We start from the raw sequence: 22,727 nt of genomic DNA, 5'->3' as shown, positions 1-22,727 counted from the left end.
CTTATAATCTAAGTGGATTTTTTATGTTTATTGAGGGAGACTTATACGAAAGTTTTTTTCTATTGATACTCTTCTTCATGAATCTTCTTAAAAAAGGTTTCTGTTTTAATTATGCTGTTCATCTATCAACAAATGCTTAAAATCGGTTCTAAAGGTCGAGTTGTCTGGTATTATATGGTAATGGTCGTTTTTCTTCAAATACTTTAATCTAAAATAGCTACTTTTGAAAATCATTATTTTAATCCAATTATATCATAAAAAAATGAAAAATAAGTTTCAGGTTGCTCATTCAAAATCAAAGATTAAAGTTGGTTTAATGGTTACTTTACTGGCATTTGTATTATGTTCTTTTATCATTTCCGATCCTCAAAAGAAAAAATACTTTATCCAAAAACTTCCATTTGTATCATTGGATAGTCTTCCAAAAGTAAAACTTCCTGATGGCGTTGACCCTAACGATGAAAATTGGAAAGACATAGATTTAACTCCTAAACAGCCTGTTCAGCCATTAACAGCGGATGAAGAAACCAAACATTTCTTATTACCTCCTGGCTACCATATCCAACCTATTCTTACTGAACCAGCCATTCAACAACCGGGTGCTATTGCCTTTGATGGAAACGGCAGAATGTATGTGTTAGAGCTTCGTTCCTATATGCTGGATGCAGATTCTAAAAATGAATTAGAGCCAACTAGCAGAATTTCTCGTTGGGAAGATAAAAATAATGATGGCGTATATGAATCTGGAACAATTTTTATCGACAACCTGATTTTCCCTCGTTTTGTACTGCCTTATGGTAAGGATTGTATTCTCACGATGGAATCGGATGCGGATAATGTTTATAAATATACTGACACAAACGGCGACGGAAAAGCGGACAAAAAAGAGCTTTTTACAACGAAATATGGTCGTTCGGGCAATGTAGAACATCAGCAAGCTTTTATGTATTATGGCATGGACAACTGGCTATACAGTACTGTAAATGCTTTTAGAGTAAGAGAAACTCCCAACGGAGTGATTCGTGAGAAAACGGGTTTCAACAGAGCGCAATGGGGTGTAACGCATGATGATGACGGGAAACTCTGGTTTCAAGGTGGAGCAAGTGGCTTGCCTTCTCATTTCCAGTTTCCTGTACAATATGGCAATTTTGAAGTACCGAACGAGTTTGCGAAAGGCTTTGATGTTCCTTGGGGTGCAGCGATAAAATTAGCTGACGTACAAGGTGGTATGGATGAAGTGCGTCAGCCTGATGGTTCTTTGAACAGGGTAACGGGCTCGGCTGGAAATGATGTTTTTCGTGGCGACCGTCTTCCTGATAAACTGAAAGGACAATACTTCTATGGTGAACCTGTAGCAAGAATTGTCAGACAAGTAAATCCTGTGGTTACAGAAGGACTCACTACACTTCATAATGTGTATCAAGACCAAAAATCTGAATTCTTGCGTTCAACTGACCCATTGTTTAGACCTGTCGATATGGCAACTGCGCCAGATGGTACGCTTTACATCGTGGATATGTATCATGGCATTATTCAAGAAGGACAATGGACACAAAAAGGGACATATCTTCGGACCAAAATTGAACAATATCAATTAGATAAAGTAGTGGGTTTGGGCAGAATTTGGCGAATTACGTATGATGGAAAAGAGCGTGATAAAAATCAGCCTAAAATGTTGAATGAAAGTACTGCTACTTTGGTAAAACATTTAGAACATCCAAACGGCTGGAGAAGAGATGCAGCACAACAATTAATCGTTTTACGAAAAGACCTGTCGGTTGTGCCAGCTCTAAATGCGATGGTGTTGACCAATAAAAATGTGTTAGCTAGAATTCATGCGTTATGGTCATTAGAAGGTTTGGGCGCTTTGAAAACGAATGTACTTCAAAAACTATTCAAAGATTCAAATCCACGTATTCGCATTCAGGCACTTAGAGCGAGCGAAACTTTGTACAAAGCGGGCGAAAAAAGTTTAGAAGCAAATTATACTAGTAGTTTGAGCGACCTCAATACAGACGTCGTGATTCAAGCGATGATGACGGCTAAGTTTTTGAATTTACCCAATTTAGATAGCAATATCAAAATGGCGATGGAAAAGAACAAAGCTCTAGGAGTAAAATTAATTGGTGAACAAATTATCACACCTCCGAAAAGCAGAAATATGGGTCCATTTGGTGCGCCAGAATTAAGTAAAGAACAAAAAGAAGTAGTAGCGAGAGGCGCAGTAATTTACAATGAATTATGTTCGCAATGTCACGGAAATAATGGAATGGGTACACCTGCTGGAGCTGGCAAATTAATGGCACCTGCTTTGGCTGGGTCACTTCGTATTCAGTCACATCCAGAGTATGCAGTAAGAGCAATTTTGCATGGAATGGAAGGTGCAATTGACGGTAAAACTTACACTGCTGGCATCATGGCAAGTATGAAAGAACAATCTGACGAATGGGTTGCAGACGTAGTTTCCTATATCAGAAATGGTTTATCGAATGATGCTTCTTTGATTACGCCTCAACAAGTAGCGAAAATTAGGGCTAGAACGGCGGAGCAAAAAACAATTTATCAACATGATAAATTATTAAAATCTGTTCCGAAAGAAATCTTAGTGCAAGATGGTTTGAAAGTTACTGCAAGCCATACAGCTTCTACTCGTATTGGCGGAAACGTTTCTCCATTGAGTGCCTTTACTTATGAAGGTTGGTCAACTGGGATTAATCAAGAAAAAGGAATGTGGTATCAAGTAGAACTTCCTACGGTTATGGCTGTTTCGGAAATACATTTTAATGCGCCACAGAATGTTAAAAAAGGTTGGCAGTTCAAACCCAATACTCCTATTCCGTTTATTCAAACCTATCCGAGAGAATTTATTCTTGAAACGTCCGTTGATGGCAACACTTGGCAAGAAAATATACCAAATATTAAAGGAAATGAAGGCGAGAATATCATTTCATTGAATTCCACAAAAGCTAAGTTTGTACGCATTAAACTAGAAGCAAGTGTTCCAAAAGATGGCGATGATATTCCTTGGTCGATGCGACAATTGAAAATTTATGGGCAGAAATAATGTCATGGCTTTCAGCTTTCGGTTATCGGCTGTCAGTGATTGCTGACAGTTGCTGACAGAAATTGTGTTTTAGAAGCATTTTATAAAGTATTTCCCCCCTGCTTGGGGTAGTGTTTTTCACTACGTCAGTGTGTACTACAATGTTACATTGCAAAAATGCAAGGCATTTTATAATTATTCCAAGTTGTGTACTTCATATACCACTAGCCGTTGCTTACTAGGTATTTCCTTCTAAGAAGGACTTACACTCTGACGTAGTCTAAGACTACGCCAAGCGAGGGGTATGCTATGGTTGATATCCAAGTCCCCAATACATATAAACAAAAAATACTATGATATTTATTAATATATATTTGGATGCATCATCAATATTTAATGACAATTTAAAGGTCTTTTTAAACAAGACAGCGAATAAAAATATTAGTAAATTTACTAATGAACTTAAAAATATTAATCCCGAAAACATTACACCAGTATAATCGTCAATAAGTAAAAATCTCATATTGTAGACAACACTAATATAAATATATAAGAATGCCATTGCATTAAAAATGGCTAAAAGTTTAATTATTCTATTAAAATCCATAGCAATCTATTTTATTTTTTAAGTATTTAATTACAGATTCCTTGGTAATACCATCAATATTATAATGATTGATTTTTTTTTAGGGCAGGTCGTTGGTTGAGCAAAGCACTCCTACAACCACTTAAAAATCTTACTTTACAAATCTATCAAATCTTAAGAATATCAGCTTATCTAAACTGAGTAAAATTTAAGATACTTTAATATTTACAAATGCTAAATAAATCGAAGCAATAGGCTTGATTATCTGTTATTCTCTGTCACTTGTCGTTTTTCGGCTGTTTTTTTATGATAAATGAATTACTTTTGAGAAAATGCAATTTATTGTACAATTATATCTAAGAATAATTAAAATAAATTGCTTTTGTACTTTCTTTTGAAAGATATTTCAACCGTATCAAAAACACTAAAACTGAACAACATGAAAAACGAACAAAGCTCATCCTCTTCTCGCCGCCAGTTTTTAGGAACTACTTCGGCTTTGGTTGCTGGTGCCGTATTAGGAGCTAACAAAATTTGGGCTGCTCCAGCCATTATTCGTAATCTTAACCAACCTAACTCGCTCATTAATGGAGTACAAATTGGCGTTATTACTTATTCTTTCAGAGATATGCCCGACCAAAGTGCGGAAGCTACGCTAAAGTATGTATTGGATGCTGGTGTAAGTGCCATTGAATTGATGGGTGACCCGGCAGAGTCTTTTGCAGGAAAACCTAAAAACCCAGTGGATATGCGTGCGGTTTTCCCATTAATGAGAAAAAGAAGTGAGAAAAAAGAACTTACTGAAGACGAACAAAAAACCTTAGCAGAAGCAGAAACGCAAATGAAAGCCTATAATACCGAAGTAAGTAAATGGCGTTTGTCGGCTTCGATGGATAAGTTTGAACAGGTTCGTAAGATGTACAATGATGCAGGTGTGAAAATTTATGCTTTCAAACCGAATGCTTTCGGAATGCAAAATACGGATGCTGAAATTGAATATGGTATGAAAGCCGCTAAAGCTTTGGGAGCAAGCCAAGTGACGCTCGAACACCCAAGTAATGATGCTCATACCTTGAAATTGGGAACAATTGCCCAAAAGTATGGTATCAAAGTTGGCTATCATGGTCACGAACAGCAAACGCCTACTTTCTGGGATACTGCTTTAGCACAGTCGCCAGCGAATGCACTGAACATAGATTTAGGACATTTTGTGGCTGCTGGTAATCAGAATCCTTTGGATTTTATTAAACAAAAGCATGATAAAATTGTCAGTATGCACATCAAAGACCGCCAAACACCAGAGCATGGCAAAGGCAATGTGATGTGGGGACAAGGCGATACGCCTATTACAGAAGTATTGAATTTGATGAAAACTCAAAAGTATAATTTCCCTGCTACGGTAGAATTGGAATACAAAATCCCAGAAGGTTCAACTTCGGTTGCGGAAGTAAAAAGATGCGTAGAGTATTGTAGAAAAGCTTTGAGTTAAATGTTTTTTCAGTCGAAAACCATTTTTTAAACGATAACGAGTGTCAAAAAAGCTTAGGAGTAAAATCTTAGGCTTTTTTGATTTTTATCATAACCTGCTGAATTAATTGTATGATTCATTTACGCTTACTGAGTTTTAATATTTGCTTGTTCAATTTTGTTAGCAAAGTATTCTCTTGGTTTTCGTATTCAATTTCGCCGATTAAAAAACCATAAGGTTTCAAAGATTCGATATGGTCGCACACAATCTTTAAAATGGCTGTCAATGGTATCGCTAAAATAATTCCCGGAATACCCCAAATCAGCTCGCCAACAACTAAAGCAATGATGGTAAATAAGGGATTGATTTTTACTTGTGGACCTAAAATAAGTGGTTCTAACACCCAACCTTGTATAAATTGAACGGTGCCATAAACTGCCACTATACCACCCAGTACAGAAAGAGGCGCACCGTGCAAAGCCGTTACCAAAACAGTAAGTGTAGTACCAGTAATGTTTCCAACGAAAGGTACAATTTCTAATAAACCACAAAGAATAGCGAAAAAGATGGCATTCTTTACGCCTAAAATACTAAACCCGATGCTATACATAATCCACAAGCAAACAATCATTTTTGATAAGCCGAACAAATATTGTTGTGAAACGTGAGTGGCTTTGCTGAGAATTTCGCTCATTTCTTGTTGCTGAGCAGGTTTCGCCAGTTTCAAGAAAAATTGTTTAATATGTTTCCGATAATACAAAAGGAAAAAAACATAAGCAAGTAATAAAATAAGGTTCGTAATCAGTGAAGTAATAGAGGAAAAAGTCAATTGCATAATACTACTGAGCGAAGGCTGTTCTTGCTTTAATATGTTAGATTGTTGTTCAACCGAAATACCAAGATGATTGAAGATGTACTCTTGAGCTTCAACACCTGAAGCAATCGCTTTTTGTTTAATTAATTCAACATCGTTGACCAATTCTGCAATTTTCCAAGCAAGCAAAGCCACTAATCCCGACATAATCAACACCAAAGTGAGCAGGCAAATAAAAGCTGCTAATACTTTCGGAATACCATATTTTTCAAGAAGATTACTAAAAGGAATAAAAAGTGTAGCCAAAATACTGCCGATAAATAAAGGAATCAAAAATGCTTTAGCAAAAATTAAACCTGCAATAACTAGAAAGATAAGAAGCGTTTTTTTGATAACAGAAGTGTTAGTAATAGTCATAATTAAATCTTTGGTTAGCAAAAAGCCAAATGAATTGCTTGGACTTCACAAGAATATTTTGGAAGAAATAATCGCTTCGCAATTTTCAAAATATTTAGGGTTTATCATATTATAGAAGTCATTTTAGGTAATTTTTTCGGAAAGTTTATTAAGATAGTACTACTTAAGCTTTAGTCCTGTAAGCTAGAAATGGCGGTCTATGACATTTCAGGAACAATAATTTCAAGCGCATCAGGAATGATGTCGGCATTTACTTCTTTTACTTTGCCCAAATATTCTCCATCAATTTGAAAATGTACTTTTCTGACAGAACGCATTTTGAGTGATGAGGTCTGAAAAATCTCTATTTTTTCAGCATCGTATTCATCATTCAAAAATGTCATTTTGAAGATTTCATAAGGTGATATTTTTTTCAAAACCACAACCTCAAACAGACCATCATCTAACTTCCCGATTGGATTAATTACAGCACCACTTCCATATTGTGTAGCGTTGGCAATCACAATCATTTCTGCCTTTAAATGATGGATTTCACCATTAGTTTCTATCTCTATTTGCATCAAAGGGTTTTGCCAAAGTACCTTTAAAGAGGCGATTAAATAGCCCCACATCCCTCTAATTCCTTGATGTTTAAATTTTTTCATCGCATAGGCATTCAGTCCAATATCGCTCAGATGAATACATAATTGTTCATTGATATTGGTTAAATGGACTTTCTTCGTTACTCCCATCAGTAGCGTTTCTAAGGCTTTTTCTGGATTATTGCTAATTCCTAATTCTTTTGCCAAGCCATTTGCAGAACCTGCTGGGAGTATCCCTAAAGGAATATGACTATGAATTAAAGATTCTGCAACCAATTTTACTGTTCCATCACCGCCAACAGCTACTACTTGACTAGGGGCAAACTGTGAAATTTTTTCTTTAATGCCCTCGATGGTACAATTCTTTTGTAAATCATATATTTCAATGATTGTTTTTTTTAAGACAAAGTATTCAGCGATTAATGAAGACCAATCTCTGGAGCTACTCCCTGCACCAGTATTGATGACAAAGAGTATTTTAAGGGTGTGTTTTTCAAGCATAAATAACTCGTTCATAATTGCGCTAAGCAATCTATTTTAGTACCTTTCAATTTTATATTATTATGACTAAAAAATCATACCAAGCCCCTGCCACCGTAAAAGTATATCATGGATATGGGCATCAAGATAATCTTATTGTTTATGGTCATGTTTTAGCAGGAAAACCGCCAAAGGCTTCCACAAGTAATGGCGTTTTATCAAATATCAAACATTTAATTAAAGTATTTTCTGTTAAACCTATTGCCGGTGTTAAAGTACGCTTAAGATGGGAGAATCAGTTTTTTTATAGCACCACAGCCAAAGATGGTTTTTTTAAGTTTGAATGGAAATCCACCCAAAAGATTACTGCGGGTTGGCATGATGTATCGGTGGATTTAGTAAACCCTGAAAATAAAATATTAACTACTGGCGAAGGTAAAATTTTTGTACCAGAAGCTACTCAATATGGCTTTATTTCCGACATCGACGATACCGTATTGGTTTCGCATTCGGCTTCTACAGGGAAAAAATTAAGAGTAATGTTTACTAAAAATCCACTGAGCAGAAAAACTTTTGCCGATGTGGTGAAGTTCTACAAATTACTTTCGTTGGCTCATACCGAACCCCGTTTATTGAATCCTTTCTTTTATGTATCCAGTAGCGAATGGAATTTGTATGATGATTTGAATGTCTTTTTTAAGCATAATCAATTACCAAAAGGTGTATTTTTATTGAACGAGATAAAACGTTGGTATCAATTATTAAAAACAGGGAAGACCAAACATCAAGGAAAATTAATTAGAGTTGCAAGGATATTTGAAGCCTTTCCGAAGCAACGATTTGTATTATTGGGTGATAATTCGCAAAAGGACCCGGCTATTTATGCAGGAATTGCCAATAAATATCCTGATAGAGTAATGGCAATTTATATCAGAAATGTTAGTCCTAAAAAAGTAGGAATCACTTCATCCTTGATGAAGGCTATAAAAAATAAAGCTATCCATACTTGTCAGTTTGAGCATACAGACCAAGCCATTTCTCATGCAAAATCAATAGGATTAATTGTTTAGTCTGTTATTTTTTGTCACAGATTATCGAACAAAATATTATATTCCATCAACGCATTATTTTTCGGGCATTCTCACTTGAATAATAATTGATGACAGAATGGTAAGTACACCAATGAAAACAATAGCATAATTCAAGCCCATCCGGTCGGCAATAATACCTGAAATGATAGCACCGAAAGCATAGCCTAAATCTCTCCAAAGGCGAAAAACACCAATGCTTTCTGCTCTTTGGCTAGGGTTCGTTGCTTGCCCAATACTGCTAAGAAATGTAGGATATACCAAAGCTGTGCCAATTCCCAATAAAGCGGAAAGAATAGCCAATAAGTAGAAATTGCGGGTATAAATCAGTAAAATAATAGCGATTCCTTGCAAAAACATTCCCCAAAAAAGCATTTTCTTTTTTGAAAGTACATCCGATAGGCGTCCTGTAACAATTTGCCCGACACCCCAAATACTTGGATAAATAGCCGTAATAATGCCAATCTGTGGCGTCGATAATTTTAATTGCCATAAGAGAATGGGCAATAAACCCCAAATCATCCCATCGTTCAAGTTATTGATGAGCCCTGCTTGGGTAACGGAACTCAAGGTTTTGTCTTTAACAGTAGTGTTCCAAAATACATTTTCAGCTTTGATGATGTTGGATTCTTTTCCTTCTTGTGCTACAAAATGGCGAGTATCTTTCACCCAAAAGAGAGATAAAATTAACCCAACAACAGCCATGAAAATGCCCAAGTAAAATGGATAAGGACGAATGCCATAATTGTCGGCAATATAAGCTGTGAGAAAAGCGACCATCCCAACTGATAAATAGCCCGCAAATTCGTTTAAACCCTTTGCTAAACCTCTGTTTTTTTCGCCGACTAAATCCATTTTCATTACAACGGTACTGCTCCAAGTAATCCCTTGGCTAAAACCCAAAAGCATATTGGCAACAATTACCCATTGCCAATTATTTGCATAAATCAAGATAAATGGAATTGGCAAAGCCATCAACCAGCCGATTGTCAAGAGATTTTTCCTTCCTATTTTATCAGCAAAACGTCCTGCAAAATAGTTGGCAACAGCTTTACTAAAACCAAAAGCTGTGATAAAAGAAAGTATCGCTACTTTAGAAACAATTCCAAATTCATGTTCCGCCAATTGAGGAATAATAGAGCGCTCTAAGCCAACCATTCCGCCCACAAATGCGTTGACAATCACTAAAAGTGTGAATTGTTGCCAGTTTTCTTTAAGCCCTAATTTTGCTTCCATCATTTTTAATCCTTTTTGCAAAGGTATGCTAGAAGATTTTTGCAAAATTTATCATAAGATAAATAATCATTTTATCGCTCTGATACGGCTTAAACTTACTTGAGTAATACCTAAAAAATAAGAAGCAATATATTTAAGCGGTACTCTTTGTAAAATGTTAGGAGATTCTTTCATTAAAGTATTATACCGCTCGTCGGCAAGATGAAATTGAATACTTTCCACTCGATTGACAGACTCTACATAGGCGGCTTCAAAGATTTTACGGAATAGTCTTTCAATCATTGGGAAGGTATCATACAATTTGAATAACTGTTTAGCATCAATGGCTACCAGTTCCGAATCTTCTAGCATTTGTATGGCTTTGCGAGAAGGTTTGTTTGTAAAAAGACTTTCTATTCTTGCCACAATAGCACCTTCAAAAGCAAAGCTCTCAGTAATATCCATTTCATCTTTAAAATAATAAATGCGAGCAATGCCTTTTTTGATAAAATAAATGGTTTTACAAGTATGACCTATTGGCTGTAAATCTTTGTTTTTTGAGAGATTGACTGGTTTGCAAATGGCAGTGATTGCCTCAATGGCTTCTTGAGAAAGTGGTTGGAAAGTATCAAAATATGCGATTAATTCTTTCAAGGAGATTCAAAATGCTTTTGACACAAATGTAGGCTTATTTTATAAAAACTGACAATAATCATAATGTTTATGTGAGAAATGTTACAGTAAATGTGTAAGGTTTCGACATACATTTGTTTAATATTTTTGTAAACAAACCACTAAAAACGATGAAAGTAGAGCAAATTTATACTGGATGCTTAGCTGAAGCAGCTTATTACATCGAATCAGAAGGAGAAGTTGCCATTATTGATCCATTACGTGAAACAAAACCTTATATAGACCGTGCTGAGCGTGACAAAGCACAGATTAAATATGTTTTTGAAACCCATTTTCATGCTGATTTTGTTTCGGGACATTTAGATTTAGCAGCAAAAACAGGAGCGAAAATTATTTTTGGTCCAATTGCTAAACCAGCTTATGAAGCTATCGTTGCGGAAGATGGACAAGTATTTAAACTCGGTAAAATCAGTATCAAAGTATTGCATACGCCAGGGCATACAATGGAATCGTCTTGTTATTTATTGATGGATGAAAATGGAAAAGATGTTGCCATTTTTTCAGGCGATACTCTATTTATTGGCGATGTTGGTCGCCCGGATTTGGCACAACATGTAATAGCGGACTTAACACAAGAAAAATTGGCAAGCTATTTGTATGATTCTCTTCGCAATAAAATCATGCCTTTATCGGATGATTTAATCGTCTATCCAAACCACGGAGCAGGCAGTGCCTGCGGGAAAAATATGAGTAAAGAAACCACTGATACATTGGGGAACCAAAAGAAAGTAAATTATGCTTTGAACCCCACATTGATGAAAGAACAATTTATAAAGGAAATTTTAACTGGCTTGACTCCGCCTCCAGCCTATTTCCCTAAAAATGTGTTGATGAACATTAAAGGTTATGAAAGTTTGGATACGGTAATAGACCGGAGTACCAAAGCCTTATCTCCTGAAACTTTTGAAACCGTAGCCAATGAAGTAGATGCCCTTGTTTTAGATGTTCGTGATGCTTCTGTTTTTGCCAAAGGTTTTATCCCAAAAGCCATTAATATCGGTTTAGAAGGACAATTCGCTACTTGGGTAGGTACTTTAATTCCAGATTTAAAACACCCAATTTTGTTAATTACTGAAAAGGGAAAGCAAGAAGAAGCCATTATTCGTTTAGCTCGTGTAGGTTATGATAATTGTATTGGCTTTTTGGAAGGCGGTTTTGAAGCTTGGGAAAAAGCAGGAAAGCCAATTGACCAAGTACAAAGCTTATCTGCAGAAGAGTTTAGTCAATTATTCAAAGAAAACCCAACATTGGCATATTTCGATGTGCGCAGAAAAAATGAGTATTTGTCTGAACACGTTGTTGGTATTGAGAATTTGCCTTTAGAAACGCTCAATGCTAATATGGCACAGTTAAAAAAAGACGAGCTTAATTATATTCATTGTGCGGGGGGCTATCGTTCGATGATTGCGATTTCAATTTTGAAAGCTCGTGGTTTTGATAATTTAGTAGATGTAAGTGGCGGTTTTTCAGCCATCAAAAAAGTAGGCAAATTAGCAGTGACAGATTACGTTTGTCCGACTTCACTTTTGTAATTAATCTTATAATTATACATTTTAAAAAGGGTTTGGTATCTTCAGGATATTAAACCCTTTTTCATTTCTGTAACATTTATCACTGACAAGCTAGAGGAAGATTTTGCTATTTTACTTTCTCATATTTTAAAATTATTCATCATGAAAAAAAGATTGTTCTCAAAGATTGATTATTGGTTTGTGGTTTTATTCCTTGTTTTAACGAGTTGTTCAAATACACAATCCCTTAAAAATATCAATAGTGTAGAATTTAAAAGCTTAATAGTGAGCAATAAGAATCTCCTAATTTTGGATGTAAGAACAGATATAGAAGTAGCATCAGGCATTATTCCAGAAGCGATACAAGTAGATTATACCGCCGATAATTTTGAGCAAAAAATAGCCCAATTAGATAAAAATAAAACGGTATTTGTATATTGTGCCACAGGAGGAAGAAGTGCTGCGGCTGCCAGTGTTTTAGCAGGAAATGGGTTCGAGCATGTTTATAATCTTGAAGGTGGTATTGAGGCTTGGAAGGAAAAAGGCTTTTCGGTTGTAAAAAATAATAATTGATTGTCGTGATGAAATCTTCAGAAATACAAAAAACGCTTAGTTCTTTGTCGTCATCTTTTCGGTGGTTATCAGTAACGATTATCGTTTTGGAATTACTCTTCGTTATTTTCCTATTTCAAATGGCTTTGAGTGAAGTTATGCCCAATCAAACAAGTACAGAAAATAAGCCAAAGTATGTCATGCCAGATACAAATTTCAGCCATCTTTGGCAAGCACCAGCCAACTGGCGATTGATGCAAGTTGACAATGAAACAAAGAAAAAAATACAATATGGCGAACAATTGATTGCTCATACCGCTGAGTATTTAGGACCTAATGGAAGTGTAAAAGCAATATCTAACGGAATGAATTGTCAAAATTGTCATTTAGATGCAGGCAAAAAAGCTTGGGGCAATAATTATGGTGCAGTAGAAGCTACTTATCCTAAATTTAGAGCTCGTTCGGGCAAGATTGAAAATCAAATTAAAAGAGTTAATGATTGCTTTGAAAGAAGTTTGAACGGAAAAGCTTTAGATTCAAACAGTAGAGAAATGCAGAGTATTTTAGCATATATCAAATGGATAGGTTCGGATGTTCCTAAAAAGAAAATGCCTCGTGGAGCAGGTATTTTTAAAATTCCAATGTTGAGCCGTGCCAGCGACCCCACCAAAGGAAGATTAGTTTATGAAGCCAAATGCCAAACCTGTCATCAGGCCAATGGAGCAGGAGTACTAGCCGAAAATGCCAAAGCTTATACCTATCCACCTTTATGGGGAAAACATAGCTATAATACTGGTGCAGGTTTGTTCAGAATCAGTAATTTAGCGGGTTATGTAAAATATAATATGCCTTTGGGCGTAAATTATGATAGTCCGCAATTAAGTAACGAAGAAGCTTGGGACGTAGCGGCTTTTATTAATTCGATGCCAAGACCTGAAAAGGATTTAAGTAAAGATTGGCCAGATGTTGCCAGCAAACCCTTTGATCATCCTTTTGGTCCTTATGCTGACCCTTTCACGGAAGAACAACATAAATTTGGTCCTTATAAAGCCATAAAAGATTGGCATAAAAGCCACGATAAAAAGAAAAATCAACTTAATAAAACCCCAATAGCTTCCTTATGAAAAATGTATTTATGGGCATTTTTGCCTTAATATTAATGACTTCAAGTTCATTAATGGCACAAAAACAGACAAGTATGAAAGAACACAAAATCGTATTTCATTTATCAACAGCAGATACTTCTGCTTATCGTTCTTTAACGAAACAATTAAATAATGTTTTAGCAGTTTGGACAGACGCAAAATTAGAAGTAGTGGTTCACAACAAAGGCATAGACTTTATGCGCAAAGATAAAAGTGTTTTAGAATCGGAAATTCAGGCTTTGAAAGATAAAGGCGTAGTTTTTGCCGTTTGTGAAAATACCATGAAGGCTCAGAAATTATCAAAAGACCAAATATTACCACAAGCCATTTACGTACCTGTTGGTTTAATAGAATTAGCGTTAAAACAAGAAGAAGGTTGGTCTTATATTAAGGCTGGCTATTAATTTTTAGTCAGTGTAACATTTGTCACAAAACTTGGTTGGTGCTTTTTATAATTTTGAATTAATAACAATTCAAAACCATTAATGACCAAACGATTGAGTGTCTTTTTGCCCATTATCTTGATGATTTCGCTTCAAGGTTTTGGGCAAAATTCTTTGGTTTCCACAGTGAATCCTAAAGATTCTATCAGCATTAAAGATATTTTTATCAAAGGGAAGTGGAGTGGACAAAGTCGATTAATGTCAATGGCTACCGACAACGAAGCGAAGCTTTTTGATTACGCTGCCATAGCCATTGGTTTTGGCTTAGCTTATCGTACTTTGGCATACAAAGGTTTTCAGTTTGGGATAAGTGCTTTTGTAAATCAGAACATTAATTCTCCGGATTTTACACAATTAGACTCTATCACCAAAACACCCAATCGTTATGAAATAGGCTTGTACGATGTCACGGATGTTAATCGAAAAGATTTATTGTTTCGTTTGCAAGATTTTCACATAAAGTATCAATTCAAAAAAGGTACAATCATCTTAGGAAATTATTTACCTAAAAATTTATTTATCAATGCCCAAGATGGTAGAATGTCGCCAACTTATGTGCAAGGTTTAGGAATAGACTGGAAAGTAAATAAGCAATTCAAAATTAAGTCAGATTTGATTTGGCGAATCGCTCCACGTTCTACAACTCATTGGTATTCTGTTGAAAACTCCATTGGTTATTATCCTTCTGGCGTAAATCCAGATGGGAGTAAATCTCAATATGCCAATCAAACACAAAGTGCTGGTTTGGGGATATTAGAAATTTATTATCAACCAAAACCACAAATTACGGTAATCTTAGGTGACATTTTGGTTGAAAATGTTTTCAATACGGCTTATCTGAAAACAGAATACAGCTTGCAAAAAGTAAATCATCGTTGGTTTTTCGGTACTTTATTAGTTAGACAAAATGCTACAGGAAATGGCGGAAATGCTGATATCGTCAAAGCATATTTTCCTGTAGATAATTGTTCTTTGATTATCAATACTCGTTTAGGATATAATTTTGATACTTGGGAAAGTTCTTTGAATATGGGAAGAATTACGGGCGAAGGGCGTTTCTTAATGCCCAGAGAATGGGGCGTTGAACAATTTTATACTTTTTTAGCCAGAGAAAGAAATGAAGGTGCGGGCGATGTTTGGGCTTACTCAACAAAATTAGGGAAATCATATTTTAAGAAAGCCTTAAAAGTAGAATTGGGCTATGGATATTATCGTTATCCAGATGCCAAAAATACTCGTCTGAACAAATACGGTTTTGCAGATTATACACAGTTTATTGGCAATATCAATTATCAGTTTTCAGGCTTTTTGAAAGGACTTACGGCACAAGTATTATTTGTCAGAAAAGATAATCGAGGAGAAACGTATAACAATAAACGTTACGTGATTAACAAAGTAAATATGTCGCAATGGAATGTGATTTTCAACTATCAGTTTTAATTTTAGAGGCTGTTTTTGATTAAAACAGCCTCTAAAATCATTATTCTCCTAACCAAGATTTTAAGATTTGTTCTTGTAATGGCGTTGGCTTTTCTAATCTTGCAATGCTTATTTTTCTTTTTCCATTCAATTCAATTTCTTCTTTAATGCCTAGTCCAGCAAAGGCTAAATATTTACGATAATCCAACTCTTTGGTCGTATTAATGTATTCAAAAACATTTGCTAAGGATGCACCAGCAGCTTGTTCACAAGCAGTCTGGAATTCAGCATCAGTAAAGCCACGATTCTGTTTTTTGTAATATTGCCAGTAAAGTAAGCGCATCACATCATCCAATGATTTCGTATTCTGACTAGCATTTCTGATAGCGAAATCTAATAATAATCCTACTAAAGGTCCTTTGTCGTAATATGAAATTGTTTTACCAACTTCTTCGCCTTGCGTACCAAAAGGGCCATCTTTCCAAGTATTATAACTCGCCTGACTCAACGATTGATAGAAGCGACCATTGTTATTTTCTACAGCATTAATATTATGTTCTAAATTATTGAAAAGCGTTTTTTCATCCATCAAACCCGCTCTTTTTACAACCAAATATTCGTAATAAACCGTCAAGCCTTCACTTATCCAAAGTAAATTACTTCTGCTTCCTTTGTCGTAATCAAAAGGGCCTAATTCAAAAGGACGAATGCGTTTTACATTATAATGATGGAAGTACTCATGCGCTAGAAAATTCATTACTTGTCCCATCGAAGCGGTGGTTGTCAGTCCAGTTCCGTCAAAACTAACAGTTGTATTATTCAAATGCTCGATTCCTCCCCTTCCCGGTCCAATTCCGATAAAAGTATATTCATTGTATGGAATATCACCCATGATTTTCACTGCTGAACCGACAATTTTTTCAAGATTTTCATTGAATAATTCACGGTTGAAAGTACCCATTTTATAGGCAATAAATTGATGATTAATACCCTTTACTTTAAAACTAGGCAAGGATTCTAGTTCCCCAATGAGTAAGGGACAATCATACAAAATATCAAAATCTGGCGCTGTGAATTCATTACTTTTCCCGGCTACTTTATCTAAACCTGTAGCAATAATATGCTTTGGTTGATTGGTTAAAACCTTTATGCTAACGGGAGTATTCAAAAATCCATCAATATAAAAAAAGGTATTCGTACAGATTACGTAAGCATGTTCACTGTCTAAATAACTATTCGCTACAAATTGCCTTTTCGTTTTGATGTCATAGCTAACTGTAAAAGCTTTGTTTTTAGCACCAGTAAGCTTCCAAGTATTTTCATTGCTTTGTACAATGCTAATTTTTTTGCCTTGTTGGTCTTTTGCGGAAATGTTTTCTACCGATTTGGCATAATCCATTATCTGATAATAGCCCGGCATCCATTTGGGCATTTTCAACGATAAAGTATCTTGCGACCAGCCATTTGCTTTCAATTCTATATGAAAAGTATGATTTTCAGGTTGAGGCATTGATAATGTATAAGCTAAGGTTTTTTTGTTTTGAGCCTCAACAGTAAGAGAAATTGTTGAAGAGAAGATTAACAATATGAGTGAAATAAATTTTAGGAATGTGTTAGTTTTTTTCATTTCGATAAAAAGCCTTGTTGAAGAAGATGAATTTAGGTTGGTTTAATCATCAAATATTCATCATTATTCTTGAATAGCAAAGGAGTCTTTAAAATTCAGGTAATTATACTTAACTCAGGGGTGAGGGCTATTTAATCAAAAGGCAATTCTTCATTAAATCCATTGCGTATTTTATATAACCTGTTTCGATGGGTTTTTTACCGTTGATAATGGCGTAAAAAGTATTTACTTGGGACTCTTGTAAGGATAAATGTTTCATCATTGAATCTCTGAATCTGCCCGACCTAAATTTTGCATTTCGCCCTCTTTGAAGGGTTTTCCATTGTGCTGTAAGGATGGCTGGGACAAATGCTTTTTCTTCCATAATGATGATTAAATTCTGGTGCAATTTACGATTTAAGTAGTGATTTATAAATAGTGATATAAATTAGTGTTTCAAGTTTTTAATGATCAGCTATTTACGACAAATAAAACTGTACAGATTACTTCTTTAGATTTTCCTAGAACAAGAAAAAAGATAGCCCTTACGAGACTATCTTTTTTGCAATAATAACCCAATTTATTCAAATATTAATTACTGTATATCAGCATTTTAAAGTGCAGCATCGGCAACTCATAATTCACAATTCATCACGCTTAATACCCTGGATTTTGTTTGTACAAACCGTTAGTGAAAGTAATTTCAGCTTGTGGAATCGGTAAATACTCATCTCTTCCTGCGGTAAATTTCGCTGTTGCCAAGTAAGTTCTTTTTGTTTTCTCTACATTGATATAGGCATTTAACGTTGGTTCTGCAATGCCCCAACGTACTAAATCAAAGAAACGTGAACCTTCTGTCGCAAACTCTAAACGACGCTCCCATTGCAAAGCTTTACGAGCAAAATCTTGTGTCCAACCCGTTGTTGAATACTGTTTTACATTGTATTTTGATGCAAAAGTGCCATCAGCTTTTTTCAATCTACCAGTACTTTCTGAGGCTCTTTTCCTGATTTGATTGATGATAGGCAAGGCTTTATCTTGCTGCCCTAATTCAATATACGCTTCTGCTTGAATCAATAGAATATCATCATAACGAAGAATATCATAGTTTTTGGCAGTTCCCATAAATGGACCTAATTTGAAGTATGAACCGCTTGTCGCTAATTGTTGGAAACGCATCGAGTGAAAATTTCCATAAACACCTGCATCACGCACCCAGCTATTACTAAAAGGTTTTGTGTTATCATACTTGTATGGATGTCCGTCGATACCAACTGTATGGTCAAGACGTGGGTCAACAGTTGCACTTGCTAAATCTACATTACCCGTATTAAAAGTATCAAATTTTGGCAAACCATTTTCATCAGTTGTGTGTGCATTGACCAAGTTTTGGCTTGGTGCATGAAAACCGCAACAGCCATATTGTGGTGCTCCGTGTGGGTAATTTAAACCATCTTCGAAACTCAAACGACCAGCAGTTGTTCCATCATTGATTGTAAACTGAATCGCAAAAATTGATTCTGGACCATTTTCAGTTTCAGGTACAAAATTATCAGCAATATCGTTACTCAAACTGTACTTTCCTGATGAAATCACAGCTTGCGTTAAATTCACTACTTCTTGCAATCTCGTTTTATTAATAGTCGTTACTTTATGATTACTGTCTTGCTCATAAGCTTGATACAATTTTAATTTTGCCAAATACGCTTGTGCCGCTACTTTGTTTGCTCTTCCAATTTCAGCTTGATTTACAGGTAAATTATCAATCGCAAATTGAAAATCAGCCGCAATTTTATTCCAAGATTCATCATTAGTCAAAGTATTTGACACTTTTAAAATGTCTGCTTCCGTAGCTGTTTCATCAAAAATTGGAATGTTTTTGTACAAAAGTTTCATCGTGAAGTAACTGTGCGCTCTTAAGAAACGTAATTCTGCCAAACGAATCTTTTTATTTGGATAACTCGTTTCAGAAAGCGTATTCACCGCACGCAAAGCTACATTACATCTTGAAATTGACTTAAAAAGGTTTTGCCAAGTACGTGTTACAAACGAACCCATTGTTGGTGTAACCAAGTTATAATGCTCTAAAGCATCAATTTCGCCAACGTCGCCCGTTCCACCACCACCTTTGTAGGCATCGTCTGAACGAACACTTCCATAAACCCAATTGCTATAGATTGGACCAATCATGTCGCCATTACCAATTGCCGCATAAGCAGAAGTAACCAAGCCATCTATGGCTGTTGGAGAAGTTAAATCTGAGGATGATAACACACCCGTTGGCGTGTATTCAAGGGCATCTTTACAAGCATTTAAAGAAAGTAAGCCTGTAACTAATATGAGGGAAAATATCTTCTTTTTCATTTTTTGAATCTGTTTTAAAAGCTGTCGGACTTCGGTAGTCAGCTTTCAGCTTTAAAATTTATACAACAACTACTTTTGAATAGTATTAATGCTAATCATTTATCAAGAAAAGCTGACATCCGATAGCAGATAGCCGAATGCCTAGAATGACGCATTTACACCAAATGTGAACGTTTGTGGAATTGGTACTGGACCAAGGTCTATGCGTTCTGGGTCTGGACTTTGGTAGCTACTACTTTTAATCCAGAATAAGTTTTCAGCCATTACAAATAAACGAAGTCTTGAGAAAACCGTTTTTGTTGGAAGCGTATAACCCAATTGGATATTACGTAATTTGAAGTAAGAAGTATTTACCATGAAGTAATCAGAAGTACGTCCTTCATTGTTATTGTCCTTCAAAGTTAAAGCTGGAACAGTTGTGTTGGTATTTTGAGGTGTCCAACCATTGAATACTCCCGGACCAACGTTTTCTCTGCCTTTCATCAAGTTGTTGAACAAAGTATAAACATCAAAACCAGTTCTACCTGCTACTCCTGAACCAAAAATGGCGATGTCAAAGTTTTTGTAAGAAGCATCAATTCTTAAACCATATTCAAGTGTTGGAAGTGTAGTTCCAATCCAAGTTCTGTCTAAGTCGTCAATTTTTCCATCACTGTTAATATCTACATAACGAATTCTACCTGGACCAGCTCCCACTTGTGTTGGTGCTGCATCTACTTCAGCTTGCGATTGGAAAAGTCCGTTTGTTTTATATCCAAAAATATCAAATTGCGAATGTCCGATGATAGTATTAACCAAGTTCCCTGCATAAGCTGGACGAACATTTTCTGGTAAATCAGTGATTTTATCTCTGAAATGTGCAAAGTTTGCCGTTACATTATACTTCAATCCATTTTCAATTTCTCCGTGATAACCCAATACAAATTCCCAACCTTTGTTAGATTTTGATGCTCCGTTTACTGCTTTCGATTGTCCTTCACCTAAAGCAGAAGCTACAGGAGGAGTAATTAAAATACCTGATGTTTTACGAGAGAAATAATCGAATGAACCAGAAATTTTATTGTTTAAGAAAGCAAAGTCAACACCAGCGTTGATTTCTTCTGTACTTTCCCATTTCAAAGCAGAGTTCGCTGCTTGTGTTTGTACAAAACCAGAAGGCAAAGTTCCTGTATTAGCACCCGACAAAGAGTATGCCGTTCCGATATTCATATACTGCTCCCAGAAACCGCCAGATAATTGTGCTTGCGTAGTTCCATATCTTGTGTCAAACAAACCAAAACGAGCCAAATCTCCAATTTGTTGGTTACCCACACGCCCTACTCCTACTCTTGCTTTTAGCTCAGAGAACAATTTGCTACTTCTCATGAAATTCTCTTGGTCAAGTCTCCATCCAAAAGATGCCGCTGGGAAAATACCATATCGGTTATCAGTACCAAAACGAGACGAACCGTCACGACGAATCGTTAATGCTAATAAATACTTATCTTCTAAATTATAATCTACACGTCCAAACTGTGAAAACAAACGATGGCCCGTAGAACCACCAGATACTGTTGTATTTCCAGTACCAGCATTCAAGGTAAAGTAATCTTCTGTTTGCAAAGCATAACCTTCTTTTTTAGTAGCTTGGAAATCTAAATCTGTTTTGATGTATTCTGTTCCTACCAAAAATTTGAAGTGATGGTCAGTATTCAAATCCCAGTTGTAACGCAAAGTATTCGACCACGTAGTACTGATAAAATGGTTTTGATCAAAAAGTAAACTGTTTGTAGTACGGTTGAAAGCTCCTTCCGAGAAGGTTGGCGTTATTACTTTGTTCAAATATCTTGAATCATCTGCACCAATATTACTTTTGAAAAACAAGTTTTTAATCGGTTGAACTTCAATAAAAATATTTCCGAAAGTACTTAAACGATTCGCATTGTTCCATTTTGCAATGTCTTGCATGTGCAATGGGTTATTTCTATCAGAATATCCACCGCCAGAAGCTCCCGCATAAGTAACGCCATCTTTTTGATACACTGGAATAGTTGGTACAAGCGTAACCGCTAAACCTGTTGTACTAGCACCACCCAAATCGGTTGAAGTTAAAGTTTCATTTGAATTGGCAATACGCAAACTAAGACCAATTTTTAATTTGTCATCAAAAGCACGAGTAATGGCGTTGATACTTCCATTAATACGGTCATAATTGGTAAATTTCAACATACCTGTGTTTTTCAATTGACCAAAGTTTACTTCAATTGAAGATGCCTTATTTCCTGTTGAAATCGTAAAATCATTTCTTGTAACAATGCCTGTTTTATACATTACATCTTGCCAATCTGTATCGCCAGCAGGAGTATTTGGGTCGCCACCAACGAATGGTTTTACCGAAACACCATTCAAAATTGGATTAGTAAAGCTTTTATTCCAGTCGAAATTATAGATTTCTCCATAACCAGCAGCAGGGTCTTGTCCATCGTTTACTGAAGCTTGCCAAAGTGCTTTTCCTCTGTCAACTGCATTCAACATTTTAAAACGCATTGCTTTTTCAGACTGGACAGAAACGCTACTATTGAATTGGAATTCAACTTTTCCGTTGGTATTTCCGCCATTTTTTGTCGTAACGATAATTACACCGTTAGAAGCTCTAGCTCCATAAATTGATTCCGCAGAAGCATCTTTCAATACTTGTACTGATTCAATGTTGGTAGGACTGATGTTTTGGAATACTTCTGGACGAGTAGTAGGAATTCCGTCGATGATATACAATGGGTCATTATTTCCTAAAGTATTTGCCCCACGAATTAAGATTCTGCTATTTGAACCATTTGGTGAGCCGTCTTTTTCAATGTACAAACCAGCCACACGACCTTGCAAAGATTGCATCGGGTTACCTGAGCTGATATTTTTTAACGGTTTCATATCCACTACGGCTACTGCTCCTGTTAAATCTTGCTTTTTAGAAGAAGTATAACCTACTACCACTACTTCACTCAATTCCTTCCCAGCAGTAAGTGAAATCACGATATTGCTAAGACCTTTGATTGAAACTTCTTTGCTGTTGTAACCTACGTAAGAAACTGATAATGAAGTAGCACTTTCAGGTACAGTCAATGTAAAAGTACCGTCTGCATTACTTGTGACACCTTTTGATGTTCCCGTTACTAGAATGTTTGCCCCAATAAGGACTTCGTTCGATTCGGCTGCGATTACTTTTCCCGTTATTGTTCTTTGCTGAGCAAAGGCAAAGTGGGTAGTAATAAACAGCATGGTGATGCTGAGTAAATAGTTTTTCATGTTGAAATTGTTTAATTAAA

At 35.9% G+C, this 22,727-nt stretch carries 16 protein-coding genes; 8 read left to right on the top strand and 8 right to left on the bottom strand.

From position 1 onward, the window contains the following. Positions 1-262 precede the first annotated feature (262 nt). Together VB798_RS13970 and VB798_RS13965 are read left to right on the top strand one after the other, a co-directional pair. Positions 263-3,064 carry a DUF7133 domain-containing protein gene (locus VB798_RS13970; RefSeq protein ID WP_323259319.1) on the top strand — a complete coding sequence of 934 codons (2,802 nt, stop codon included), beginning with the start codon at positions 263-265 and terminating at the stop codon, positions 3,062-3,064. 1,004 nt (positions 3,065-4,068) lie between these two features. After that, the gene (locus VB798_RS13965) at positions 4,069-5,118 is read left to right on the top strand and encodes a sugar phosphate isomerase/epimerase family protein (protein ID WP_323259317.1); all 1,050 of its coding nucleotides are present in this window, start codon (positions 4,069-4,071) and stop codon (positions 5,116-5,118) included. A gap of 115 nt (positions 5,119-5,233) precedes the next feature. Here VB798_RS13965 and VB798_RS13960 read toward each other — a convergent pair whose 3' ends face one another. Together VB798_RS13960 and VB798_RS13955 are read right to left on the bottom strand one after the other, a co-directional pair. Continuing rightward, the gene (locus VB798_RS13960) at positions 5,234-6,328 is read right to left on the bottom strand and encodes an AI-2E family transporter (RefSeq protein ID WP_323259315.1); all 1,095 of its coding nucleotides are present in this window, start codon (positions 6,326-6,328) and stop codon (positions 5,234-5,236) included. Positions 6,329-6,525: 197 nt separating this feature from the next. Continuing rightward, positions 6,526-7,410, bottom strand: a complete 885-nt coding sequence (locus VB798_RS13955; protein ID WP_323259313.1) for a diacylglycerol/lipid kinase family protein — start codon at positions 7,408-7,410, stop codon at positions 6,526-6,528. A 62-nt stretch (positions 7,411-7,472) separates the two neighbouring features. On the opposite strand from VB798_RS13955, the gene VB798_RS13950 reads away from it, so the two are divergent. Next, the gene (locus VB798_RS13950) at positions 7,473-8,459 is read left to right on the top strand and encodes an App1 family protein (RefSeq protein ID WP_323259312.1); all 987 of its coding nucleotides are present in this window, start codon (positions 7,473-7,475) and stop codon (positions 8,457-8,459) included. Between the two features lie 54 nt (positions 8,460-8,513). Here VB798_RS13950 and VB798_RS13945 read toward each other — a convergent pair whose 3' ends face one another. Both VB798_RS13945 and VB798_RS13940 read right to left on the bottom strand, forming a co-directional pair. Beyond that, on the bottom strand, positions 8,514-9,716 hold the full coding sequence (locus VB798_RS13945; RefSeq protein ID WP_323259310.1) for an MFS transporter: 1,203 nt from the start codon (positions 9,714-9,716) through the stop codon (positions 8,514-8,516). 63 nt (positions 9,717-9,779) lie between these two features. Further along, positions 9,780-10,346 (bottom strand): Crp/Fnr family transcriptional regulator, encoded by a 567-nt coding sequence (locus VB798_RS13940; RefSeq protein WP_323259308.1) that lies wholly within the window; start codon positions 10,344-10,346, stop codon positions 9,780-9,782. Between the two features lie 149 nt (positions 10,347-10,495). On the opposite strand from VB798_RS13940, the gene VB798_RS13935 reads away from it, so the two are divergent. The 5 genes from VB798_RS13935 to VB798_RS13915 all read left to right on the top strand — a co-directional run bounded on the left by VB798_RS13935 (position 10,496) and on the right by VB798_RS13915 (position 15,476). Then, on the top strand, positions 10,496-11,917 hold the full coding sequence (locus VB798_RS13935) for an MBL fold metallo-hydrolase (protein ID WP_323259307.1): 1,422 nt from the start codon (positions 10,496-10,498) through the stop codon (positions 11,915-11,917). 141 nt (positions 11,918-12,058) lie between these two features. Beyond that, positions 12,059-12,469, top strand: a complete 411-nt coding sequence (locus tag VB798_RS13930) for a rhodanese-like domain-containing protein (protein WP_323259305.1) — start codon at positions 12,059-12,061, stop codon at positions 12,467-12,469. Positions 12,470-12,477: 8 nt separating this feature from the next. Next, a complete protein-coding gene (locus VB798_RS13925) occupies positions 12,478-13,572 on the top strand; it encodes a c-type cytochrome (protein ID WP_323259303.1) in 1,095 nt (364 codons plus the stop codon). After that, entirely contained in the window at positions 13,569-13,997 is a 429-nt protein-coding gene (locus VB798_RS13920; RefSeq protein ID WP_323259301.1) for a DsrE family protein, read from the top strand. The genes VB798_RS13925 and VB798_RS13920 overlap by 4 nt, the downstream gene beginning before the upstream one ends. Positions 13,998-14,078: 81 nt before the next feature. Next, a complete protein-coding gene (locus VB798_RS13915) occupies positions 14,079-15,476 on the top strand; it encodes a hypothetical protein (protein WP_323259299.1) in 1,398 nt (465 codons plus the stop codon). Between the two features lie 40 nt (positions 15,477-15,516). Here the strand turns inward: VB798_RS13915 and VB798_RS13910 are convergent, their stop codons facing one another. The 4 genes from VB798_RS13910 to VB798_RS13895 form a co-directional block, all read right to left on the bottom strand. Next, complete coding sequence (locus VB798_RS13910) at positions 15,517-17,082, bottom strand: M61 family metallopeptidase (RefSeq protein ID WP_323259297.1); 1,566 nt, start codon at positions 17,080-17,082, stop codon at positions 15,517-15,519. A 127-nt stretch (positions 17,083-17,209) separates the two neighbouring features. Further along, positions 17,210-17,470 carry a hypothetical protein gene (locus tag VB798_RS13905; RefSeq protein ID WP_323259295.1) on the bottom strand — a complete coding sequence of 87 codons (261 nt, stop codon included), beginning with the start codon at positions 17,468-17,470 and terminating at the stop codon, positions 17,210-17,212. Positions 17,471-17,718: 248 nt separating this feature from the next. Then, positions 17,719-19,425, bottom strand: coding sequence for a RagB/SusD family nutrient uptake outer membrane protein (locus VB798_RS13900; RefSeq protein ID WP_323259293.1), 1,707 nt, complete (start codon positions 19,423-19,425; stop codon positions 17,719-17,721). Positions 19,426-19,566: 141 nt separating this feature from the next. Further along, positions 19,567-22,707, bottom strand: a complete 3,141-nt coding sequence (locus VB798_RS13895; RefSeq protein ID WP_323259291.1) for a SusC/RagA family TonB-linked outer membrane protein — start codon at positions 22,705-22,707, stop codon at positions 19,567-19,569. Positions 22,708-22,727 lie beyond the last annotated feature (20 nt).

It is taken from the genome of Arcicella lustrica (genome assembly GCF_034930985.1).
GTDB classification, from domain to species: Bacteria; Bacteroidota; Bacteroidia; order Cytophagales; family Spirosomataceae; genus Arcicella; species Arcicella lustrica.
This window is presented reverse-complemented; position numbering and strand designations above follow the sequence as displayed.

Excerpts from the sequence above, each read along its gene's own strand:
- VB798_RS13970 (WP_323259319.1), top strand. The coding sequence starts at position 263 with ATGAAAAATAAGTTTCAGGTTGCTCATTCAAAATCAAAGATTAAAGTT.
- VB798_RS13965 (WP_323259317.1), top strand. The coding sequence starts at position 4,069 with ATGAAAAACGAACAAAGCTCATCCTCTTCTCGCCGCCAGTTTTTAGGA.
- VB798_RS13960 (WP_323259315.1), bottom strand. The coding sequence starts at position 6,328 with ATGACTATTACTAACACTTCTGTTATCAAAAAAACGCTTCTTATCTTT.
- VB798_RS13955 (WP_323259313.1), bottom strand. The coding sequence starts at position 7,410 with ATGCTTGAAAAACACACCCTTAAAATACTCTTTGTCATCAATACTGGT.
- VB798_RS13950 (WP_323259312.1), top strand. The coding sequence starts at position 7,473 with ATGACTAAAAAATCATACCAAGCCCCTGCCACCGTAAAAGTATATCAT.
- VB798_RS13945 (WP_323259310.1), bottom strand. The coding sequence starts at position 9,716 with ATGATGGAAGCAAAATTAGGGCTTAAAGAAAACTGGCAACAATTCACA.
- VB798_RS13935 (WP_323259307.1), top strand. The coding sequence starts at position 10,496 with ATGAAAGTAGAGCAAATTTATACTGGATGCTTAGCTGAAGCAGCTTAT.
- VB798_RS13930 (WP_323259305.1), top strand. The coding sequence starts at position 12,059 with ATGAAAAAAAGATTGTTCTCAAAGATTGATTATTGGTTTGTGGTTTTA.
- VB798_RS13925 (WP_323259303.1), top strand. The coding sequence starts at position 12,478 with ATGAAATCTTCAGAAATACAAAAAACGCTTAGTTCTTTGTCGTCATCT.
- VB798_RS13920 (WP_323259301.1), top strand. The coding sequence starts at position 13,569 with ATGAAAAATGTATTTATGGGCATTTTTGCCTTAATATTAATGACTTCA.
- VB798_RS13915 (WP_323259299.1), top strand. The coding sequence starts at position 14,079 with ATGACCAAACGATTGAGTGTCTTTTTGCCCATTATCTTGATGATTTCG.
- VB798_RS13910 (WP_323259297.1), bottom strand. The coding sequence starts at position 17,082 with ATGAAAAAAACTAACACATTCCTAAAATTTATTTCACTCATATTGTTA.
- VB798_RS13900 (WP_323259293.1), bottom strand. The coding sequence starts at position 19,425 with ATGAAAAAGAAGATATTTTCCCTCATATTAGTTACAGGCTTACTTTCT.
- VB798_RS13895 (WP_323259291.1), bottom strand. The coding sequence starts at position 22,707 with ATGAAAAACTATTTACTCAGCATCACCATGCTGTTTATTACTACCCAC.